Raw genomic sequence first — 23,389 nt, 5'->3', positions numbered from 1 at the left:
AGTTGACGGTGTAGGTGGTTAAATCGCTGGCACAAACCGGATTTCCGCTGCTGGTAATTTCTGGCTGCGGCTTAACGGTCACGGTTGCGGTGGTTTCCCCTTCGCATCCATTCACCAAACAGGTGGCAGTGTAGGTAGTGGTTACGGCTGGGCTGACGGTTTTGATCAGGCCCGTCGTGGCGTCGTTCCAGGTTACGGTTCCGGCGCAGTTGGTCACCGTAAGCGTGGCGCTTTCACCTACACAAATTGCGGGACTGTTGACCGAAGGCGTTGGTAGCGGGTTGACTGTTAATATAACAAATGCGGTATCAGCACAGGTCGATTCACCGGTAGTGTTGACTACCACCGCATAGTATTTTGTACCAGCTGTGCCAAGTGCCGCGCCGGTGGGCGTGAAGCTTGAAGTTGTAGCAATGCTGGAACCCAAGGCAGCGCTTGTGGTATCAGCCAACGGGCCGTACCAATTGTATTCTACGCCGGTAGCAGGGGTGGCGCTGAAAGCTATGGCCGGAGAACCAACACATACAACCTGTTTCTTTGGACTGACCGAGGCTATTGGAGAAGTACAACAAGTAGTTGCCACGATGATCGTTACATCATCAGCTGAGGAGCATACACCATTTGAAACCGTCCACCTGAAAACATAAGTACCATCTGAAAGACCACTTGCATTTGTAGAGCTACTGATTGAATTACCAAAAGTAGCAGGCGAAGGTCCGCTTACCTGCGTCCAGGAACCTGTTTCACCAGAAGAGAGTGCACCAGCTGAGAGCATAGACGAAGTTGTCCCACATAAATCCTGATCATTCCCTGCATTTACAGACAGACTTGGCTTTACTGTAATTAATACATTATCAGTAGCTTTACACTGAGTTGCATTATTTGTAACAGTGAGAATGTAAAAGGTTGTAGACGTAGGAGAAGCCAGGGGCTGGGCAATTGTTGCAGAACTTAAACCGCTGGATGGACTCCATGCATATGAGAAACCAGCAACAGCTGGTGTACCAAGCTGAATACCAGGTCCACTACCACACAGTAAACTGTCCGGTCCAGCATCCACAGAAGGTGGGGGGGTGACAGCAATAGTTACCTGATCCGTAGCGGTGCACGAACCCGTACTCACGGTTACAGTATAAGTTGTCGTACTTATTGGAGAAGCAAGGGGTTGAGATATTGATGTATTACTTAATCCGGTTGCTGGACTCCATTGATAAGTGTAGCCGGGTTGGGCAGCGCTGCCAACTTGAACCGTACTGCCTTCACAAATTGACTGATCAAACCCAGCGTTAATTATAATAGGAGTACTAAGAACAGTAATTGTAACAGGCTTGCTATCAAAGCATCCCTCATTATTTGTGACAGATAGATTATAGGTCGTAGTAGTTGTTGGATTTGCAATAGGATTTGAACAATTGGTGCAGCTCAGACCATCTGCTGGCGCCCAGGTGTAGGTATAACCAGCAATATCCGGGCCGCCAAGCTGTATCGATGAACCAATACATATAGTTGCGTCGGATCCAGGTACGGCGGTTGCCTGTGAAGGGGATATGGAAACTTGATCTGTCGATGAACAGCCGTTAGCATTCGATACGGTTAAGGTATATGTGAGTATACTACTGCTATTACCTGGATAAAATACCGTAGGCTGGGCAATGTTTGGATTACTCAGATTTGTACCAGGTGACCATGAGTAGGTTAATCCACTTTGTGCGGGGGTGCCGATTAGTATGCTTCCACCTATACAAGCCAACTTGTCTGGTCCGGCGTTTGCAACAGGAGCCTGTAATGGACTAAGTGTTATAAGTACTTCATCAGAAGAAACGCAACCATTTTGCGACGTGGCGGTTAATGTATAGATCGTGTTTGCTGTTGGTGAAGCAATTGGATTAAGACAATTTGTACAAGAAAGTCCTGTTCCAGGTGACCATGATATATTCACACCGGCAGATACCAAACCCGAAAGTTGAACAGAGCCACCTTGACAGATAATTACATCATCACCAGCGTTGACTGTAGGGGGGGAGTTGACCGACACCGTCACTGTTGATGTAGCCGAACAGCCACCGCCACTTACAGTCAAGGTGTAAGTAGTGGTACTAGAAGGACTGGCAAGGGGCTGTGCAATGGCAGCATTAGTTAGGCCGGTAGAGGGACTCCATGTATAGCTTAGTCCGCTAATGGCTGGTGTGCCAATTTGAACAGCCGTTCCCCCTACACAGAAAGATTTAGGTGCTCCGGCGTTGGACACTACGCTGGGAGATACCAAAACCTGATCCACGGCCGTACATCCAGTTTCAGGGTTGGTTACAGTAAGTGTATAGGTTACTAGGCTATTTATTGGACCTGTCACAGTTGGCTGTGCCACAGTGGTGCTTGATAAGCCGGTGCCGGGACTCCATGAATACAACAATCCAGCTTGTGCCGCTGTGCCAATTGTAACTGGCGAACCAGTAGGGCAGAAGGCTTTATCGGGGCCTGCGTTGGCCGGGGGGGGAGTGGCTCCCCCAATATTAACAACAATTTGATCTGTGTTATCACATCCTTGTGAATTTAGTCTCGAAACCGTCAAAACGTAGGATGTATTGGAAGTAGGTGTAGCAAAAGGCTGGGCGATTGATGTGCTGCTGAGACCCAAAGCAGGAGACCATGAATATACCAAATCTGGTTCAGTGGGAGCGGTACCTAGTTGCACAGTTCCTCCCGGGCAGATATTGACCGATGATAGTCCAGCATCGGCCAATGGTTTTGATTTACTGACCATCTTTACGGTATCTCGCTTGAAACAACCCGTGGCGTTATCTGTAACCGTCAGAATAAACGTTTGACTAGTAAATAGTGTAACTTCGGGCTGCGCTACATTTCCGCTAGGCAATAGGCCTGTATTAGGTTGCCAGCTATATGACTGACCCGGAATGGCCGGTGTTCCTAATTCAACAATTACATTTTCACAAAACTCTAAATCCGGACCTGCATCAATTATCGGATCGTTCAATACTACTCTAACGGTATCTGTAAAATAGCAACCGGTGGTGGTTTCGGTAACCCTGACATAGTATGTAGTTGATACAGAAGGAGTAGCTAGCGGTTGAGCTACTGTATGTGAGTTTAATCCTGTACCAGGCGACCATTGATAGCTATATCCAGAGATCTGGGGCAATCCGATAGTCACAGGTAGGCTAGAACTACACGTTACGATATCAGGAGCATCCTGGGAAACAGTGGTTGGGGAAACTACATATTCCTTTGTACATATATTGTTCAGCGGATCGATTATCGTTTGGGTATAAGTTCCTGGTGTTGAAACTGTAATGTAGGCAGAGGAAGCGCTAAATCCATTAGGACCTGTCCATGTGTATGTAGAACCATTTGCCCCTGCGTAACCAATTTGTTGGGGAGCGCCATTGCACAAAAATACATTAGTAGTTCCACCACAGGGAGGGAGGCAACCTGTGATTTCATAATATTTACAGCCACGAGGTGTGGTTGCAACCAAATACTTTGGAGAATTAGCTGAATTCCATGGTAAGTTGCTTATTGTAGGATTATAAATAGTTGGATTGCTTAGATCTGTAGCAGCAGTACTACCTGATGCACCAAAAAAATTACCATTACTCCATACGTAGGAAGTCCCGGGGGGGCTAGCCGATGGGTCAAATACGCCGATAGTCTGACCGTTTGTCGTAGGACAAACTCCTACTGTCGGGCCGGCAGCACGTGGCAGAGGATCTACCGTTACACGCATGGTGTCATAGGCTACACAGCCTGTAAGTGGATCGGTTGCGGTGATTTGGTAGGTAATGTAGCTGCTCCAGTCTGCCGAATTATAGCCTGGCAACAAGCCTGTCATTTGAAATTGTGTAACTGAAAAGGAAGGATTTGGGCTGGTGACACTAGTCAAAAAACTGCCAGGGGACCAGATATAGGAGTAATTTGTGGGTGTAGATATCCCAATTGCCGGATCGGGAACATGGTCAGGAGCCCAGGGAGAATCCGCACACACCCGTACATCTGGAATGGATACGTTGATGACAGAAGGCGTTACAGTTACCTGATCTATCGAAGTACAACCATTTGGGGCGGTAAGGGTAAGCGTATAAGTAGTTGTTGTTGATGGATTTGCAATAGGTTGCGCAATGTTCGGATTGCTCAATCCCGTGGCCGGCGACCAGTTGTATGTAATGCCAGGTATAGCAGGTTTTCCGATTTTTGCACCAGTGGTTTGTACCCACGATCCCTGGCAGGCAAAAACATCAGGACCAGCATCTGCAACTATAATCTTTACGTTAGTCTGTGCTTTCTTTATACAGCCCTGAGCATCTGTTACGGTCAGAGTAAATAGCACGCCATCCGAAAGTGTGGCAGTCGGGTTAGAAGTGCCCGTGTTGCTTAATCCTGTATTTGGTGACCAGGAGTAAGTGTAAGGCGCCCCCATACCACCAGAGGCAGTTGGACTTCCCCCTAGCTGTACTACAACTGGTACGGGGATACCTTTATCCAGTTGTGTGCAGGCAAATATATTCTCCTCGCCAGGATTTACGACTGGTGCTGTACGTGCCTGGTCAATGGTAAGCGTGTGAATATTGCTTATAGTTGTGTCGCAGTTAACAATCACCAGGCGTCTAAACTCGGTAGTAATCGTGGTAGGCTCGGGAATAAAATTCTTTAAAGTTGCCCCCGGAATATTGGTCCAGGAACTTGCGCCCTGTCTAAATTGCCACTGATATGCTATGGCGCCACTGCTTAGGGGGTCTGGCTGGCCGCTAGTTACACCACGCAAGACTACATCGGGAAGGACTGCTGTGAGTGCAGGGGTTGCCCCAATGATTGGTTCAGGAGAAGCAAACCTGCATGCCACCTGCGAAATTGGGGATACGGTGTTGTTCGCAACGGGTACAGAACTAAATTTACTAATCGCTAATCCGCCAGAGGTTGCACCGCCGATAGGGGTTGATTGTAATCCATTTGTTGTACCAAAGTGAGACATAAAAGGGTCACTGATTCCGAGAATAAATTCATTGGGTTGTAGTACCTCCATTTTCATCAACTTAGGAAGGTAGCCTTCTCCATTTGGGTATAAGCTCAGCATGCTTGAATAGCAAAGTCCACCTCCTGTTTCATCAACTATGGAAATGAACGAGCTTACATCAATTTCAGAGACATTAATGTTTTTTAAATCATTTCGGACCGCCCCAAGAGTAGTAGGGTAGCGCTCATCACAGCCGTATCTTCCAGCGTCAGCACCATGAATGTAGGCTCTTCCTTCACTATCTAATTCAAAATTCACAACCGTTTCAATGCCTACTCCGCCCAGAAGTGTACTGTATAATAGTCCGGTAAACGAAGGGTTGAATCGGGTTAGTGTAATATCACTGTAGCCCAATTTTGCAACACCTTGGGCAAGCTTACAACCTAAAACATACCCCACAGTAAGGGTGTCTCCGGCCAATACGCTGTGCATCGCATTGGCGGTGATTGGAAATCCACCCAAATCACCGGCTGTGGGTGAAATATAAGCAGACATATTATTTGATGAAAGCAGAGTCTCCAGAGCCACTTCATCCGCTGCTGGCTTGGAAATATAATTTTGGACTGTTATTGAACCATCCGTTGAAACCCGAATATGGGGTTTAAATTCAAGGGTTTTAAAGCGGGTTACAACCTGCCCAACCGATGCCGTTGAACTAGTCATGTAGCTAGCTTCCCGGTTTGTGGCGCCCGTGTTTAGTTTGAAAACATAGCTCGAAGAAGTAGCAGTACCATTGGATAAACGAGCTGCCTGTACTGCTCCCGCCGAAGTGGGCAAACTGGCCGAAGCGTTCAATACTATACCGTAGACCTCACCAGCTGCCGTAACCAATAGATCTCCTGGCTTTTCGGCATCGTAGGTTCCCGTTCCGCTGCCTCCTAGATACGTACCAAATCCCAGAGAACCGTTGGGTAGTAGCTTATATAGGTAGGTGTCCTGCGCACCGCCTCCGGCTGACGGCTGAATAACCCCGGCCGTGGTGGCAAGGTCGTTTGAGGTAGTGCTCCCAAACACATACACATTGTCGGAGGCGTCCAGCCGGATGTATTCAGCGCGATCGTCACCATTGCCGCCCATCAATGTGCTGTAAACCAACCCGGATCCCGAGCTGTTTAACTTGACTACATAGGCATCTCCTGTCCCTGCAAAGGCACTTCCGGGGCGAATAGCGCCTGAGCTGGTCGGGAAGCCCGACCAACGGGTATTGCCCGCAATGACCAATTCTTCGTTGGACGTGAGCAACATGTTGGTTATTTCTGTATCGCTTATGCCAAAACGGGCATTGTAGAGTAGAGCCGTACCTGTGGCATTAAGTTTTGAAAAATATACTGCTTCTCCCAATGCCGGCAGGCTATTCAAGGCGCCGGATGTTATAGGTATGGTGGAGGAAGAGCGAGAAATGAAAAAGACCTCACCAGCCGCATTTATTTCTAATCCAATTCCTTCGTCATCGCTAGTCCCGCCAAAGTATGTGCTGTATATCAGAGAATTACCGTCAGGACTCAGTTTTGAAATGAAAATATCAAAACCGCCACCCACATTTGCCTGATAAACTCCGGGCGTTATGGGAAAGGGTTCTGAGTCTTTTACCACACCCATGATATATGTATTGCCCAGGGCATCTACTTTCATATCAATGAGTCTGGCATTTTCTCCTCCCAGAAAGGTACTCCATTCCATAACCAGGGGGTCAATAATCAAGGGCTTTGTCTTATCATATTCATCCACTTTAAACCGTACAATTGTATTGCTGTCTAGTGTAAAGTGAGACTTTACTTCACGCCTGCGGCCATTGATTACCTGATAGGTATAAGGTTTGTTTTTTGAAATTTCCCCGAAAGGAGTTTTCATCAAAAGGTTTCCTTTGTCATCAATATGTAGCCCGATCATGCCGTCTAATCTATATGCAATATCTGCTGGTGAGGCTCCGGGCGCTACCACAAAATCATATTCCATAAGACCATTGCTGGTACCATAAAAGCGTAGGTCTATCCCATTGTAGAGTTGCTCATACCACAACTCACCCGAGCGTTGGGTTGTATGTGCAGTTAAGTCCCGGTTTAAGTATGTATGGATCCCACTTTGTGTTTTTTGAGAATATATCCTTTTGGGAGTTGCCCCCAAAAAGTCCATATTCCAAACAAATGCCTGATTGTGCAGATTGTCTTTTTTCTGAACTACAAAACTCACCTGCTTTTCCAGGAATCTGGCTTGAACCTGAGGCGTTTTGCCTACATATAAGATTTTCTGCTGGAATTGTCCGGCATTTTTTTCAAAATGCACAGTCTCATAGTTCCGGGTCAATATTTTTTCAAATTCTTTTTTAGAAGGTTTGCCCTTTTCTGGCGTAGGAGTGCCAGCTAGAACTGATTCCACTCCTGTCAGTACTGTTACTATTCCGATACTTAGGAGTAAATAGACTACAACTTTTGAGTACAAGTTATTCATATAGAAAACGATTTTATGCTTCTTTTTTTATGACAAAAAATGTACCAAATTATCCATATAGTGGTATGTATAAATCATAAAAAATGCAAATATATTCCTTGAATAAGTAGTAATTAATAATTTGTTCGGGGACACAAATTGTTTTTTTTATTTTCAGTTAGTGTTCAAGTAGGAAGGTGTGGCAAATATTTATTTGGTAAATGTAACTTATAATTAAAAATAATGATTGAATATACGTTCAGTATAATCGGGTAAGGAAAGATTTTAGGAGAAATGCCAGTTAGGTTTTTTTAAAGTATTAGTTTATTCTAAACTATTTAAATATTTGATAATCAGATATATATCACCAACTGTAGAAGTGCATACATAAAAGTATCTTTAAATTTAAAAAAAACTTATTCTGAATAAATAAACTATTTATTTCTGCTGATTTTTATAAAATACAACAAGCAAAATATAACTAATAATATACTTAAAAATCATACACCTGGCGAAGTTGTCTACGATAAAATTAGTTTTTTAAATTTTCTACATAATTCTATTTTTTTAGTACTGATAAAAAATAAAATGCGCACATAATAATGTATAAAATACATTATTATGTGCGCATTGAGAAGCATATGAGTGAATGGTAAGCCATAGGCCAGCTACTGCTCACGATTCACTCAATAAATTGTTATTTTTTGTATTTAGTAATCGTAAACGGTACACAGATTTCTTTTGGACAGCAGTCTTCTACTACCAATAGAACCGGACAGCAACCCTCGGCTGGGCACGTGCCAGATGTGGATGTGAAAGTGTACTCGTAGCTGCCGAGTTCGGTTTCGCTTGCCGTATAAGAATTGCCCATAGCAACTTGTACCGGTTGACCACCTTGTACTTTTCTAAACCATACGACACCGGTATATTCCGAGGGTACAGTTAATTCCAGGGCATTGTTTTGTCCACGACACAGGAGGTAAGGTACCGTAAAACACACACGATCAATATCGTCTTCGGTTTCCACTTCATTGCAGGGCTCACTGTCGGTATCGTCTTCGTTCATAGTACAAATCTCCGCTGTGTTAAACCATACTCCCGGTGCTATAACCTTAACCTGTATCGTCAGTGTGACGGTCTGCCCGGTGCCAACGGTGCCAATTGTCCATGTCTTTGTGGAGAATTCATAAGCACCTGCGTCTGCGCTGCTGCTTACGTATTGTACTCCGGCGTTTAGCACATCCCTGACAGTCACGCCCGTGGCCGGTGCCGTTCCCTCGTTTGTCACCCGGATCATATACGTGATAGTTTCGCCGAGCATCGCCACTTGTTTGCTAACTACCTTACTTAGCGATAGATCGTAAATTGGCTGTGTGCAATCCAATCGTTCAATAGTTACTGTGGTTGTACATACACCGTTTGTCAGAATAAAATTATACGGACCGGGCAAATTCATACCTGTGACTGTACCTGTTGGCGTAACAGAAGCTGTGTTTCCAATCGCTACCGACCAGCTACCGTTAACAATAGCGGGAAGCTGGAAAGTACTCTCGCAGGTACTGCTATTGCTTAAATTGAGTTCACCCCGATATATAAATATGGTGTCCGAACAAGTACTTCCTAGTGTTACATCGCGCAAAATAAAGGCATATACTCCATTGGTTGTCATGCCATTTGCCACTCCGGTTTGGGCAGTAATACTAACACCTGCGGGGTTCATTGACCACGATATCCATTCTTCGTTAGGGTTTGCATCTACCAGGTCAATACTTGAAACCGGTGCACAGATCAATTGATCTTCACCAGCGTCTGGCTTTACGCAGTCTTCGCTACACACCCGTACAGGAACCAGAACTACTACGTCTGTGTAACAGTCGTTGGCTCCATTATAAATTCTCACGACATAGCTCTGTCCGGCAGGATTGGCAGGATTTGGCAAGTTACTAATTGTAAGACTTGTCCCTGCCAGGGGTGTTGCTGCTGAGTAGGGAGCTAAGCCTCCAACTGTGGTTGCATAAGCATAGCGATTTCCTCCACTGATGCCTGTTAATGTGATACTTGCGTCAGTATTGGAAACGGTTGCTATACAGGTTGCTGCGGTTGAGGAACTATTAGCTATTGTTGGCTCAATGCAAATTGTTACACAAGTATGTGTTAGTAGCAAAGTGTCCCGGCATCCATTCAGATCGGCGATGATTTGGACAGTTGCACCTGAGGGTATACCCGTGACGCTGCTACCGCTTACTGTTCCCAGGTTGGCTGTAATGGTGGCCCCGGCAGTAGCCGTGAAGTTGACGGTGTAAGTGGTTAAATCGCTGGCGCAAACCGGATTTCCGCTGCTGGTAATTTCTGGTTGCGGCTTAACGGTCACGGTTGCGGTGGTTTCTCCTTCGCATCCATTCACCAAACAGGTAGCCGTGTAAGTGGTGGTTACGGCTGGGCTGACGGTTTTGATCAGGCCCGTCGTGGCGTCGTTCCAGGTTACGGTTCCCGCGCAGTTGGTCACGGTCAGTGTGGCGCTTTCACCTACACAAATTGCGGGACTGTTCACCGCAGGTGTGGGCAGTGGGTTGACCGTTACGGTAACCGGAGCCGCCTGACTGGCGCAGCCGCTGGCCGTGATCGTACATACAGCGTAGTAAGTGGTGGTCGTAGTTGGGCTAACAGTTAGGTTGCTCAGGGATGTTGTCAAACCAGCATTCGTAAACCAGCTGACGGTACCTGATGCACACCCGGTGGCCGAAAGCGTGCTGCTTTCACCCACGCAAATGGTTGCAGGTGTAGCGGATGGTACGGGCGGCGTTACCACGGGGCACTCACAGTTAAAGGTAACCGTGAGCGTGTCGGAACATCCGTCGAGCTCAGCAATGATTCGGACGGTTTCGCCGGAAGGCACACCCGTGACGCTGCTGCCGCTTACTGTTCCTTTGTCGGCAGTAACGGTAGCTCCGGCAGTGGCCGTGAAGTTAACGGTGTAGGTGGTTAAATCGCTGGCGCAAACGGGATTTCCACTACTGGTAATTTCGGGTTGCGGTTTAACGGTCACGGTAACACTTGCATCCCCAGTGCATTCCCCTTCTTGACAACTCACTGTATAGGAAGTAGTCGTTCCAGGGGATACGGTGATTGATGGAGATGTGGCACCCGTAGACCAGACCACCGGACCCACACAATTTGATGCGGTAAGTACTACGGATTCACCCACACAGATACTAGCTGCGGCTGGTGTAATAACCGGTGTAGGTTTGCTGTCTATAAAAATTGACACAGTATCTGCGCAAGTAGGATCGCTTAGGTGGCGTAGTACAAACTTGTAGTTGCCTAAGGCAGTCATATTGCTTATTTGACCCGTAGTAGCAGTAATTGTGGCGACTACCGGATTCCCGGCTGCGGCTATCCACTCCTGGCCTGACGGTGCGTCGGGTAGGTCATAAGTCGAAGTGGGGCTACACAGCCTGACATCATCTCCTGCATCAGGCTTGATACATGCATCGCAATCAGGAGCAAATATCCAGGCGTCTCCTACACATTTATAGTCGTCTTTAATCATGTACCATAATACAAATCCATTTTGATTTGTAAATCCGCTCACAGCATCTTTAATGTTGACATTGAAGGTTATGGTTTGATCGCCTGTATACTCTCCAATTAACACCTTTTGAGTTCCATTGTCATCCACCTTTCGTATTAGCTCCCAGGCGGCACCTTCCGAACACGAAACGGTTACTGTGATTACGGCTTCATCGTCATCAGGATCAGCAGTGCCTTTATTGTCGCATTCGACGCTGTCTATGGTTAGCTTTAAACAGCATTCACAGTTTTCAGGGGGGGGAACTTTAAATTCCTCACTGCATTGGGGGTCAGTATCATCCGTTATTGAGAAAGTGATAGGCCCGGTAAGCATGATTATCTCTTTGGGGACTCCATAGATTCCGCTGCCAATCGAAGGATTGGGGCTGGTCCAGGTCCCATTTGGGTTATTTGGGTTGCTCACTGTAAGCGTAAAGCCCCAAATGTCATCAGAAGGGTCGTCAGGGGTGCCATTGCCTACACAAATAGTATCGGTTATAGCCACTGTGATTGTACAACAATTTTCTCTAATGACGCAAAGGGTATCAGGGCAGTATTTTTGTAGTTCAATGGGAACCTCAGGATATATGAAATCGGGCTGTCCTTTTAAGATAAACTTATACGTTCCGTTTACGGTCAGCCCGTTGGCAACTACATCTGTACCATTTACACTCAGCGTTACGGCTGCCGGATTTCCGGGTACTACCTGCCAGCTTTCCTCAAAAGAAAGACCGTTGCTGCCAATAACTATCGAGCTGGTAGGTTCGCAAATGGTACTATCAGGCCCTGCATTGACCTTTCGATTTCGAGCTACCCAAACAGTGTCGGCACAGGTTTTATCCTTTTCATTCATAAGAATAAATTGGAAGAAACCGGTGACGCTGTTGTTGTCAAACGTTACCATGCCGTTTTGCGAAATAGTTGCCCCTGAAATGTTGGCAGGGACGGTTATTCCTGGTATCCACATTTCGCCCGTACCCGCAGCAGGTAGCTGAGCTTTTAGTTCCGGCTGGCAGATCTCCACATCCGGGCCCGCCTTCGGCTTGACACACTCTTCGTCACACACTCTAACCGTGACAGCAACGGTATCCGAACATTCGCCAAGTGTGTATATAAAGTAGTAAGTACCCACAGCTGTCATGCCCGTCACGTTTCCGTTGTTATCAATGCTGGGTAATATAGGCTGTAAAATTTGGGGTGAGACCGTCCAGGTTCCTCCGGCCGGGCTAAAATCAGTAATGGCTGTGGTTGATTGGGGGAAACAAATGTCCTGATCATTTCCGGCAAAAACGTCACATTCCGTCTCGCAGGGCACGACGGTTACGGTTGCCTGGTCAGAACAGCCAGGGCTAATGGTGTAAATAAATGTATACTGACCCGCGACAGTCATGCCTGTAACCAAACCTGCATTGGTAATTGTGGCATTGGCAGGGTTTCCCACAGCGGCTGTCCAGGTGCCACCGGCAGGGCTAAAACCTGTGAGAGTTGTGGTGGTGGTAAGTACGCCATTCGTACAAGGCAAAGCCTGGCTAGGTCCGGCATCAACTACACAGCTACCGCAAGGCTGTACGGTTATGGTCACCTGGTCTGAGCAGCCAGGGCTAACGGTATAAATAAAGGTATAGTTACCCGCCACGGTCATGCCCGTAGCAACACCGGCGTTGCTTATGGTAGCATTGGCAGGATTCCCACCAGCCGCCGTCCAGGTGCCACCAGCAGGAGTGAAGCCAGTAAGCGTCGTGGTGGTGGTGAGCACACCATTGGTGCAGGGAAGCGTCTGGTTTTGTCCGGCTTCAACCTCACACACAGGGCCGCAGGGGCCGCCTGTTATTTCGGGAAGTGTAATTGGTATGCATTTTACACAGGTGACATTTCCATTGCCATCAAGCTCTGCTAATACAAGAACCACGTTTCCATTTTCAAGGGTAGAAATCGTCAGGTTTCCATTGAGTAGTGGAGTCCAGGAGTTTAGATCTGTATAGGTTATTCCACCAATTACTTCGGCTTGGGTAAATAGTTTGTATAGGATATTTGGGTTAAAGTAATTTGGGAATACAATTGTATGCCCTGTCCAAAAACCGTTCGTACATTCCTGCTCCACCGTAAACGTAAAATCCCCCTGACAGGTAGAGCACTGATTGTTTACGGTCACTCCCTGACAGGAGATGTTGTAAGTAACCGAACCAAGTACCTGACAGCCCGGAGCATCAGGGTCTGCTTCGTCAATATCTTTCCAATACTCGATAGATGTATTTGTAATCTTGCAATATTCTAGTTCTCTATATTGTGGGGTACAGTCGGCTGTAAGCCCGAATTCAAACTCCAAAGTAAAGGTGCCGGGGGTTTCCAGTATAAGCATAAAACCCGTATTTCCACGAGGAATTAGCTGAGCTCCCGCAGGTAGGCTGGATAATTCAAGATATGGTGTTAGTGAGCTAAAGTCCTGCAAATACACAAAATTCTGATTCGTAGTAATTTCCAGGGTAGCTCTGTTGCAATATATCGTATAGTTAAAGGATGTATTATCTCCGTTACAATAGGCTTGTGCAGCAGCTACCAGGAAGGCACTTTCTGCTGAGCCTGAATAACCCGGTGTATGGATAGTCCAAATGGCATCCTGAAAATCGGTTTCACTGTATCCGCCAATTCCCTGATATTCCTGATACAAGGCCATCAGGTAGCCAATTTGACATTCCTGATCAGTGGACAATTCATCCCAGGGAACGCTGTTGTATGTGTGCTTGATATTGAAGCACCATTCTTTTCCCTGCTCAATGCACCACACCCGCTTCCCATTACAATCCAGAATGCCCGGAGGCGATGCGTCATTTCCCTGAATACGACAGAGCGTTTGGGCTTCAGCCTGCATATGAGCCCCTAAGAGTGTAAGAAAAAGCAAGAAACGTAGAATGCGAAAAGAGTAGTGGTGTATCATTTTTTGAAAGCTTTAAAAATAACAGAACTTAAAAGGGGCTTTGTGGTAGCTTAATTATTGTGTTTCGGATAGTGCCAATGGCGGTGTATTCAACATTTGGCCAACAGATAAATGCGTTTTTCCTGAATGGGTAAAGTGAAAAAGATAGAGATTCAATGAAAAGACCCATGTCACAACTTCGATGGTTGTGATCGTATCCTAAACTACTTTAAACCGTCAGGAACTAATCATCGACAGTAGAAATCCACCGGAAAGTGGATAGCCTTATGTAGTTTATGTACTTTAAGTGTATAGGTTTGTTATTCATATTTTAAGTAAAAATAGTGCATGAATCCTGATTAAAAATATTGACATTGGAAATTAAATCACTATTCTGAATGATCAATGTTCATGCTAAAATTTAAATGAAATGCCGATTTCGGTGATCAACGACACGATACGTATGCAAATGACATCCTACATGAATATATTGACAGTAGATTATTGAAGAGAAGACCTTCTATCAAATATCTTGCCAAAATGTGTAGTAATTCAGATAATAAATATATAATCATTTTTAGGTGCATTTTTATGGAATTCGTTTAACGTATTATCGAAGTCTTGGATGATCTTTAATTTAAAATGTAACTAATAGAAAATTGTGTAAAGTGCTTTAAATCGGCATCGGCCAGCAATCTTTTCAACATATTCTTTCAATCACATTTTTCCGGAACGAACGCCCCACTGGCAAAGGATGCTGGTGTATGATGATTTGATTCAGGGAGAGATTCAGGCGATTGAAGTAATCAAGGTTAGCAAGGTACCCTTTGTGAATCTGTATGAAGCGCTCATCCAGGACATCGAGCGCACGTTTCAGGGAATACTTCATCGTGTAACTGCCCTCATTGGTCCTGACCGTGATGTAGTTACCTTCGGCTTTTATATAATGAATCTCCGAAAAGGGAAGTGCCTTTAAGTTCTTGAACTTGTCATATATCAAAAAACTGTTTACCACATTTATGGAAGGGTATAGTCCAAGAAATTTTCTGACTATACCAAGAAGTGTAAGAGGATGAAAAGGCTTGATTAACAGGATGCTTTGTTGAGAAATTGAAAGGCTAAGGTCCAGGTTATCGGGCTGAGTATCTTCGGTTATGAAGATAATGGGAAACGAAGGTTTTATCTTTCTCAACATACAGAACACTTCTCCGTCTGGGAGGTATACTTCCGTTATGAGTAATGCCGGTGAAGAAACGTCAAGGTAGGTTTGAGCAACTTCAAGTGTTTCTGCAAAGGTGATTTGTAAGCCAGAAATTGAATGGAGCATATTTTCCAACTGCCGTTGATATGCTGGATTATCTTCAAGTATTAATAAATTCATGTAACTGTTGATGATGCATTTAAATGTAAATAAAAAGCCGTAGTTTATTTAAGATAGATAAATTATTAGTATATGCTAGAAAGAAAATGACTTTGAGAATGACTACACTTTAAATACATTACTTGTCAATCAATTATTGAATTAATAGAGTATTTCTCAGTTAGTTTTAGGAGACGTACAGAGGACTGAACAGGAATTTTGATTGTTTACATAAATGGGTAATTTTTTTTCTTTTACCCTAAAAATAAGGGTAAATATGTAACTTGTATAGCCTAGGTATTTAAATCTATCTCAGATTTTTTTGTGATAAACCATTGTCGGTCGTATACTTTTCAAGTTATTCATCCGCGAATTCAAACCTTGATACGTCAAAATCCTTGATTCTTTATGAGTAATTACATTAAATTTCCCAGGTCGAAACATTTTCATTCAGCTTAGATGCGGTATCTTCCTTGTCAGTACACGAGTTTGGATGAGTTTCAAAGAGTTGCTATACACCTAAACACTAAACTTTATGAAAGCCCCTTCGCCTACTTCCGAAAGAAAGATTATCCTGACCGTTCCTCTGAATGTTCCATTAGAAAGACTGATTGAAGCTTTGCAACAAAATTTTGTTATTGAAATCGAAGAAGTAAACAGCTTTAAACTTATTTCCAGGAACCCCGTTCCTCAATCAGAGTTCCATACGGTAGAATTTCAGGATGCTACAAATAGCTTTCAGGCATCCGTTTCTTTAAAGAAAAAGGAGTTTGAAATCCTTAAATTGCTGGCAAGGGGATATAGTTATGGGCAGATCTCCGCGTTCCTGCAAATTTCTCTCAATGGGGTGCGCTATTACATTAAAAAGCTATATAAGGCATTGGATGTACAAAATGCGAGGGAAGCAGCCAACTGGTACCACGAATGCCATAAAAACCTTCAAAGCTATCCTGCAAATGAGTTTCAAGAGTAATGATTGATGGCAATTGATTTCTGAAAAAGAGCTGGACCAGGTGTGGCACGAATGAATTGCTTTTGGGTAAATGACAAAAACTTTTTGGATGTTGCCCAATCATCTACAAAAAAGAGGCTGCCAGAATTTTCTGACAGCCTCTTTTTTGTACGTTACATTCCTCCGTCAACCTCAGGTTTCTTCCACGATAAGTTTAATCCCATCGGTCTTACGGATAATGACCTTACTTCCTGCTTCGATGAGCGAATGCCGGGCCGAAAGCGCAATCCATTCGGCGCCCCGGTAGTAAATTTTACCTTCACCCGTGGGCGGGATATCCTTGATAACCATAGCGGTTTCGCCGGAATATTCGTTGTACTCATCGGTTCGTTTGCGACGATCAAGCAAGTGGCGCGCCTGTTTCCTGAACAGCAAGAGCGAAAGGACGGATATAACCGAAAAAGCTAAGAGCTGCGCGTTGAGGTCGGGCAAAATGCCGATACTTGCCAGCAGGGCCGTAAGCAATGCGCCTACCGCAAAAAACACAAACACAAGCGCCACGCTGAGTAGCTCAGCGAAGAGCATGAGGAGTCCGATGATGAGCCAAATTTGTGGCAATGTTAAATCCATGGGGAGGAAAGTTTAAAGTGCAGTTACTTCGCGTTGGGTACGTCGGTTTTAATGACGGTCATAGCGGCGGCAATCATGGAGCCCATGTCGGCAAAATTGGCGGGCAAAATGAGTGTATTGTTGGTTTTTGCCAGTTTCCCAAATTGATCCACGAGATTTTCTGCCACGCGCAGCTGTACAGCTTCCAGGCCGCCTTCGTTTTGAATGGCTGCTGCCACCAAACGGATACTTTCGGCAGTTGCCTCGGCTACCGACAAAATCGCCGAAGCCTCGCCTTGTGCCTCGTTGATTTGCCGCTCCCGCAAACCTTCCGATTCCAGAACGGTCTTTTGCTTTTGGCCTTCGGCCACATTGATGGCTGCCTGTTTTTCACCGTCCGATTGCAAAATGACGGCCCGACGTTCCCGTTCGGCCTGCATCTGCTTTTCCATGGCCATCAATACACTTTGGGGCGGGGTAATATTCTTTATTTCGTAGCGCAGCACCTTCACGCCCCAACCGGTAGCGGCTTCGTCAATCGCTTCAACCACGGCCCGGTTGATGGTCATCCGTTCTTCAAAGGTTTTGTCAAGCGCCAGTTTGCCAATCTCGCTACGCATGGTCGTTTGGGCAAGTTGTGTAACGGCAAAAGTATAGTTTGCAATGCCATAGGCGGCCTTTTTTGCGTCGATTACCTGAATAAAAATAACCCCGTCCATCCGTACCTGTACGTTGTCATTGGTAATACATATTTGTTCGGGGATGTCAATTGCTGATTCTTTGAGGGTGTATTTATAGGCAACCCGATCAAAAAACGGAATGATAAAATTGATACCGGGTTGAAGCACAGCGTAGAATTTACCCAAACGCTCCACGACGTAGGCAGTTTGCTGCGGTACAACTTTTACCGTCATCAGGACGGCCAATACAACCAGGACAAGTAAAACAACTAATGCGATCATGAGATTAGATGGTTAAGGTTTTTTACGAATGTAAGCAGGTATAAACCAGGGTGCAATACTTGTCGGACGAGCGTTCAGCGGGGCGGGGCTGTCGGTAAGGGTAGCGGATGAATGGCAGAGAAAGTTTGCCCCGCCTGCCGGGGATTGGTGCAGGCGGGAACGAATAATCACTTAATCGCGCAGGATTTCGCGGGAAATGACCAGGCGCTGAATCTCGCTTGTACCTTCGCCAATGGTGCAGAGTTTGCTGTCGCGGTAAAATTTTTCTACCGGATAATCTTTCGTGAAGCCATAGCCGCCAAAAATCTGAACGGCCTCGTTGGCTACCCGCACGGCGGTTTCGGAAGCGTGTAGCTTGGCCACAGAACTTGCCAGGCTTACCTTTTGTCCACTGTCTTTCAGGTCGGCGGCGTGTTCTGTCAGCAGGCGGGAGGCTTCAATATCGGTATACATGTCGGCAAGTTTGAAGGCAATTCCCTGAAACCGGGAAATTGACTGACCAAATTGCTTGCGTTCTTTGGCATACGCCAGGGCTGCTTCGTAGGCTCCAAGCGCCGTACCGATACTCAGCGCCGCAATGGAAATGCGTCCGCCATCCAGAATTTTCAGGGATTGGATGAACCCTTCGCCGACCTTACCCAGCCGTTGACTGTCGGGAAGTACGCAATCCTGAAAAATCATTTCCGCGGTTTCGGAAGCGCGCATGCCCAGTTTATCCTCTTTTTTGCCTGCCGAAAAACCAGCAGTTCCCCGTTCTACAATAAAAGCGGTAGCGCCGTGTTTGTCGCCGGGCTCGCCTGTGCGCGCAATGACTACCGCTACATGCCCGCTTTTGCCGTGAGTAATAAAGTTTTTGGAGCCGTTGAGTACCCAATGATCTCCCTGCCGAACGGCCACGGTACGCATGTTTCCCGCGTCGGAACCCGTGTTTGGCTCAGTAAGACCCCATGCACCAATCCACTCGCCGCTTGCCAGTCGCGGTAAATAGGTGTTTTTTTGATCTTCATCGCCAAACATCAAAATATGGTTGGTACACAGCGAATTGTGCGCGGCCATGGAAAGGCCAATGGAAGGATCTACTTTGGAAAGCTCAATGATGGCGGCCACATAGGCACGATAACCCAGTCCCGAACCTCCATACGCTACCGGTACCAGCACGCCCAGCAAGCCGAGCTCGCCAAGCTGATGAAAAATATCCATGGGAAAAAACTGGGTTTCATCCCACTGTCGGATGTGCGGACGAATATGACGTTCGGCAAAATCGCGAACGGTTTGTTCGATGAGTGCCTGATTTTCGGCGGTTTCAGTATGCATGATTTTTATCTTTTTTCTGATGAAGTGAAGTTGTACCAACAAGGTACACTAGTTTAACGACTTAGCCCAGACAATGTTATTCAATGGCAGTTTCGGGACTGTATACAACTTAGTAACAGAAAAATACATTTTTTTTATGTAAATAAGTGTAACCTTAAATCGTTCCCTAATTTATCTATACGAGTAGGTATTGATTCTTGGAAAAAGAACTATTTTTGGGCTCCATTTGCGAAAATTCATCGTAAAGTACAATTTCGGAATCAATCGTATAAAATACCTTACACTAATCTTCCCAATCGTATGAAAATAGCAGTAGTAGGCACCGGATATGTAGGACTCGTGACGGGTACCTGTTTTGCCGAAACCGGAAATCAGGTCATTTGTGTAGACATTGACGAAAAAAAAGTAGAGCGATTGCTCAAAGGTGACATCCCGATTTATGAGCCCGGCCTTGACGTGCTGTTTGACCGCAACGTAGCCGAAGGACGTCTGAAATTTACCACAAATCTGGCCGAAGGAATTAAAGAGGCGCAGATTATTTTTCTTGCATTGCCCACACCTCCCGGCGAAAACGGATCGGCCGATTTGAAATATATCCTGAAAGTTGCCGACGATTTGGGCCCTTTGCTTGATCACTACGCGGTAATTGTGGATAAAAGTACAGTGCCCGTAGGTACGGCAGAGCTGGTGCGGGCGGCAATTGCCAAAAATGCCAAAGTTGATTTTGACGTAGTATCCAATCCCGAGTTTTTGCGGGAGGGCGTAGCGGTAGAAGATTTTATGAAACCCGACCGGGTTGTGGTAGGTACAACTTCTGCGAAAGCCAAAAAGACCATGGAAAAGCTGTACGCACCCCTCGTGCGGCAGGGAAATCCGGTGATTTTTATGGACGAGCGCTCCGCCGAAATGACCAAGTACGCTGCTAACTCATTTTTGGCCATGAAGATTACCTTCATGAACGAAATCGCTAATTTATGCGAAAAAGTAGGTGCCAATGTGGACGATATTCGTCGCGGGATAGGGACAGATAGCCGCATCGGCAAGCGCTTTTTGTTTGCCGGGATCGGCTACGGCGGCAGTTGTTTTCCAAAAGATGTGCAGGCTTTGGCCAAAACGTCAGAAGATTACAACTATGATTTTCGGATTCTGAAATCTGTCATGGAAGTAAATGAAGATCAAAAGAAACGGTTGATGCCTTTACTGAATGATTACTTTAAAAATGATCTGAAAGGAAAAACAATCGCCGTTTGGGGCCTTGCCTTTAAACCTTATACGGATGACATTCGCGAAGCTCCTGCTCTGGAAAACATTAAGGAACTTTTGGAAGCAGGTGCGCACGTCACAGTGTATGATCCCGAAGCGATGGAAAACGTGAAGAAAGTAATGGGCGATTCAATCACCTATTGCCACACGCCGTATGCCGCACTTGACGATGCCGACGGGCTCATGATCTTTACCGAGTGGCCACAGTTCAGAACCCCGGACTTTGAGAAAATGAATAAATTACTAAAAAATAAGGCAGTATTTGATGGCCGCAATCTGTATGAACTCGACCTCATGCGCGAAATGGGGTACACCTATTATAGCATTGGGCGGGAAGCTGTAAATTAAGCCGAACAATAGTTACCTTTACAAACCTATTACCCAAAAATTTACCAGCGGTGAGTAACCACCGACTCCAAAACCAAACTCTATGAAGCGTGTTCTCATTACCGGCGCAGCAGGATTTTTAGGCTCTCATCTCTGTGATCGGTTCATTCAGGAAGGATTTTATGTCATCGGCATGGACAATTTGATTACGGGCGATATGCGCAATATCGAACACCTGATGCCGCATCCAAACTTCGAATTTAACCACCACGATGTTACTAAGTACGTGCACATTCCGGGAGAACTGCACTACATTCTACATTTTGCGTCGCCTGCAAGCCCGATTGACTACCTGAAAATTCCGATTCAGACGCTGAAAGTGGGCGCAATGGGTACACACAATCTGCTGGGTTTGGCGCGGGTCAAAGGCTCCCGGTTCATAATCGCTTCTACCTCAGAAGTGTACGGCGATCCGCTGGTGCATCCACAAAACGAAGAGTATTGGGGACACGTCAATCCGATTGGTCCTCGCGGCTGTTATGACGAAGCCAAACGCTATCAGGAAGCGATCACGATGGCTTACCACCGCTATCATGGCCTGGAAACGCGGATTGTCCGGATTTTTAATACCTACGGCCCACGCATGCGCCTCAACGACGGACGGGTACTGCCCGCTTTTATTGGTCAGGCGCTTCGTGGCGAAGATCTCACGATTTTTGGCGATGGCTCGCAAACCCGCTCGTTTTGCTACGTTTCTGATTTGGTAGAAGGAATTTACCGTCTCTTGATGAGCGATTATCCGTACCCGGTCAATGTCGGAAATCCTTCGGAAATTACGATAAAGGAGTTTGCCGAAGAGATTATCAAACTGACTGGAACCAATCAAAAAGTTATTTACAAAGACTTGCCTCAGGACGACCCCAAGCAGCGGCAGCCGGATATCACCAAGGCCCGGGAAATCCTGAATTGGGAGCCAAAGGTACTTCGGGAAGAAGGCCTCCGGATTACCTACGATTATTTTAAAAGTCTGCCTACCGAACGGCTGTATGAAGAATCGGGCCACCGGGCTTTTGACGCGTTTAAAAAAGAGTAAGTATTGATTTAAATAGAAAAGATGTTTTTTAGGGCCGGGAGCCATTTCCATCTGTGGAAATGGCTCCCGGTTTTTGGTAAGCAGGCCATAAAAACCGACTCAGGCTTTGTGCCTGCTGCTGATAGTTTAGTTTAGTCAACACCTGTGGGGAGAAGTCGGGACAGTGTGTACATACAATCGGATAAATTTTGGAATAAAGGACGGGGAATGACTTTTTTTCAAAATAGTACAGAGGAATAAGGACTGTATATGAGATTGTTGTGCTTGTCTTAAACCTCAAAAAGATGTTTTATTTAACTTAAAAAACTATGAAAAAGATACTGAAAACAATTTTATTAGCCGTAGCTGTTTGTACAACACCACTCATGGCGCAGGATTATCGGGTAACGTCGGACAAAGATCTTGGAGCACCATTTGATTCGTATAAAACCTACTCATGGGCTAAGCAGGTACGCACCGCAAACAGCCTTGCCTATGCCATAAATGATGCTATTTTGAAAGCCAAAATCCAGGATGCGATTGATCATGAAATGGCAGCCCGCGGATACAAAATGAAGACTAACAACCCGGACTTGCTGGTAAATTACCGGATATTTGAAGAACCGGTAGAAATGACAGGGTATGAAGGATATTTCCGTGATTCGGAGTATTGGGGAACTGACGAAGTCACTAACAATCGATTGGGAATGCTCCCCCGTAGTACCTCAACAGGTATAAACGACAACACAACTGATTATTACTTTGACGCAGGTACCTTACTCGTACAGATTGTAGACGCCAAAAAAGGGGTGGTAGTATGGCAGGGATATGCAAGTGGTGTTTTGGATGGCGACAAAAAGTTTGATCGGGATCCTACACACGTTGCGAAAGCTGCCAACATGATTTTTGACGAATATGATATTGTTCTGAATCAGTAAAATTAAATACCAATTGACATAAAAAAACGGCTTTCCTGATAAAGGGAGCCGTTTTTTTGTTTTATGAAATAAAGAATTTCTACTGAAATCTACACCTCCATGATGTCCTTTTCTTTGGCTGCAAAAATTTGCTCGATGCGTGCAATGTGCGCATCGGTCAGTTTTTGAACGCGCTCTTCACCTACCTTTACTTCATCTTCGGATACGCCTTCTTTGGTAAGTTTCCGGATCGAGTTGTTGGCATCCTGCCGAATATTCCGAATGTTTACTTTGGCAGTTTCAACTTCCTGCTTGGCACGCTTCACCAGGTCGCGGCGGCGCTCTTCGGTCAGTGGCGGTACCGACAGGCGAATCAGCTCGCCGTCATTATTAGGCGAAAGGCCGATATTGCTATTCCGAATTGCCTTTTCAATTTCGGCAATCATCCGTTTTTCAAATGGCCTGATTGCAATCGTGCGGGCATCAGGCGTATTGACTGAGGCTACGTTGGAAAGCGGCGACATAGAGCCATAGTACTCGATCTGAATTCCGTCAAGCATTTGAGGAGAGGCTTTTCCGGCCCTGATTTTTGCCAGTTCAATCGAAAGGTGTTTGATAGCGCCGTCCATGGTTTCTTCGGCTGAGTCAAGATAAATCTCTATTTCTTCCATACTGC

Annotated in this window: 12 protein-coding genes; 4 read left to right on the top strand and 8 right to left on the bottom strand. The window is 45.7% G+C overall.

The features are described 5' to 3' along the window. The 3 genes from EZE20_RS22985 to EZE20_RS22975 form a co-directional block, all read right to left on the bottom strand. On the bottom strand, positions 1-7,402 hold a 7,402-nt coding region (locus tag EZE20_RS22985), incomplete at its 3' end, for a DUF7948 domain-containing protein (RefSeq protein WP_132122201.1). A 748-nt stretch (positions 7,403-8,150) separates the two neighbouring features. Beyond that, on the bottom strand, positions 8,151-13,892 hold the full coding sequence (locus EZE20_RS22980) for an Ig-like domain-containing protein (protein WP_165933558.1): 5,742 nt from the start codon (positions 13,890-13,892) through the stop codon (positions 8,151-8,153). A gap of 745 nt (positions 13,893-14,637) precedes the next feature. Further along, a complete protein-coding gene (locus EZE20_RS22975) occupies positions 14,638-15,318 on the bottom strand; it encodes a LytR/AlgR family response regulator transcription factor (protein WP_132122197.1) in 681 nt (226 codons plus the stop codon). 514 nt (positions 15,319-15,832) lie between these two features. Between EZE20_RS22975 and EZE20_RS22970 the strand changes: the two genes are divergently transcribed. Then, positions 15,833-16,270: a helix-turn-helix transcriptional regulator gene (locus tag EZE20_RS22970; protein ID WP_132122195.1), complete on the top strand. Its 438-nt coding sequence runs from the start codon at positions 15,833-15,835 to the stop codon at positions 16,268-16,270. Between the two features lie 171 nt (positions 16,271-16,441). Here EZE20_RS22970 and EZE20_RS22965 read toward each other — a convergent pair whose 3' ends face one another. Genes EZE20_RS22965 through EZE20_RS22955 form a run of 4 tightly spaced genes read right to left on the bottom strand, consistent with a single transcriptional unit; the run spans position 16,442 to position 19,134 of the window. Next, positions 16,442-16,879 carry an NfeD family protein gene (locus EZE20_RS22965; protein WP_132122193.1) on the bottom strand — a complete coding sequence of 146 codons (438 nt, stop codon included), beginning with the start codon at positions 16,877-16,879 and terminating at the stop codon, positions 16,442-16,444. 23 nt (positions 16,880-16,902) lie between these two features. Then, positions 16,903-17,820: an SPFH domain-containing protein gene (locus tag EZE20_RS22960; RefSeq protein ID WP_132122191.1), complete on the bottom strand. Its 918-nt coding sequence runs from the start codon at positions 17,818-17,820 to the stop codon at positions 16,903-16,905. A gap of 12 nt (positions 17,821-17,832) precedes the next feature. Continuing rightward, on the bottom strand, positions 17,833-17,991 hold the full coding sequence (locus EZE20_RS24185) for a hypothetical protein (RefSeq protein WP_165933557.1): 159 nt from the start codon (positions 17,989-17,991) through the stop codon (positions 17,833-17,835). Beyond that, positions 17,992-19,134, bottom strand: coding sequence for an acyl-CoA dehydrogenase family protein (locus EZE20_RS22955; RefSeq protein ID WP_132122189.1), 1,143 nt, complete (start codon positions 19,132-19,134; stop codon positions 17,992-17,994). Positions 19,135-19,434: 300 nt separating this feature from the next. On the opposite strand from EZE20_RS22955, the gene EZE20_RS22950 reads away from it, so the two are divergent. The 3 genes from EZE20_RS22950 (at position 19,435) to EZE20_RS22940 (ending at position 22,734) form a co-directional block, all read left to right on the top strand. After that, entirely contained in the window at positions 19,435-20,745 is a 1,311-nt protein-coding gene (locus tag EZE20_RS22950) for a UDP-glucose dehydrogenase family protein (RefSeq protein WP_132122187.1), read from the top strand. Positions 20,746-20,827: 82 nt separating this feature from the next. After that, entirely contained in the window at positions 20,828-21,817 is a 990-nt protein-coding gene (locus tag EZE20_RS22945) for a UDP-glucuronic acid decarboxylase family protein (RefSeq protein ID WP_132122185.1), read from the top strand. Between the two features lie 308 nt (positions 21,818-22,125). Beyond that, a complete protein-coding gene (locus tag EZE20_RS22940; protein ID WP_132122183.1) occupies positions 22,126-22,734 on the top strand; it encodes a DUF4136 domain-containing protein in 609 nt (202 codons plus the stop codon). A gap of 89 nt (positions 22,735-22,823) precedes the next feature. Here the strand turns inward: EZE20_RS22940 and frr are convergent, their stop codons facing one another. Further along, entirely contained in the window at positions 22,824-23,384 is a 561-nt protein-coding gene (gene frr, locus EZE20_RS22935; protein ID WP_132122181.1) for a ribosome recycling factor, read from the bottom strand. Positions 23,385-23,389 lie beyond the last annotated feature (5 nt).

The organism is Arundinibacter roseus, from assembly GCF_004348825.1.
Taxonomy (GTDB): Bacteria; Bacteroidota; Bacteroidia; order Cytophagales; family Spirosomataceae; genus Arundinibacter; species Arundinibacter roseus.
This window is presented reverse-complemented; position numbering and strand designations above follow the sequence as displayed.

Coding starts and splice junctions, on each gene's coding strand:
- EZE20_RS22960 (WP_132122191.1), bottom strand. CDS start 17,820: ATGATCGCATTAGTTGTTTTACTTGTCCTGGTTGTATTGGCCGTCCTG.
- EZE20_RS22940 (WP_132122183.1), top strand. CDS start 22,126: ATGAAAAAGATACTGAAAACAATTTTATTAGCCGTAGCTGTTTGTACA.
- EZE20_RS22955 (WP_132122189.1), bottom strand. CDS start 19,134: ATGCATACTGAAACCGCCGAAAATCAGGCACTCATCGAACAAACCGTT.
- EZE20_RS22965 (WP_132122193.1), bottom strand. CDS start 16,879: ATGGATTTAACATTGCCACAAATTTGGCTCATCATCGGACTCCTCATG.
- EZE20_RS22950 (WP_132122187.1), top strand. CDS start 19,435: ATGAAAATAGCAGTAGTAGGCACCGGATATGTAGGACTCGTGACGGGT.
- EZE20_RS22970 (WP_132122195.1), top strand. CDS start 15,833: ATGAAAGCCCCTTCGCCTACTTCCGAAAGAAAGATTATCCTGACCGTT.
- frr (WP_132122181.1), bottom strand. CDS start 23,384: ATGGAAGAAATAGAGATTTATCTTGACTCAGCCGAAGAAACCATGGAC.
- EZE20_RS22980 (WP_165933558.1), bottom strand. CDS start 13,892: ATGCAGGCTGAAGCCCAAACGCTCTGTCGTATTCAGGGAAATGACGCA.
- EZE20_RS22945 (WP_132122185.1), top strand. CDS start 20,828: ATGAAGCGTGTTCTCATTACCGGCGCAGCAGGATTTTTAGGCTCTCAT.
- EZE20_RS22975 (WP_132122197.1), bottom strand. CDS start 15,318: ATGAATTTATTAATACTTGAAGATAATCCAGCATATCAACGGCAGTTG.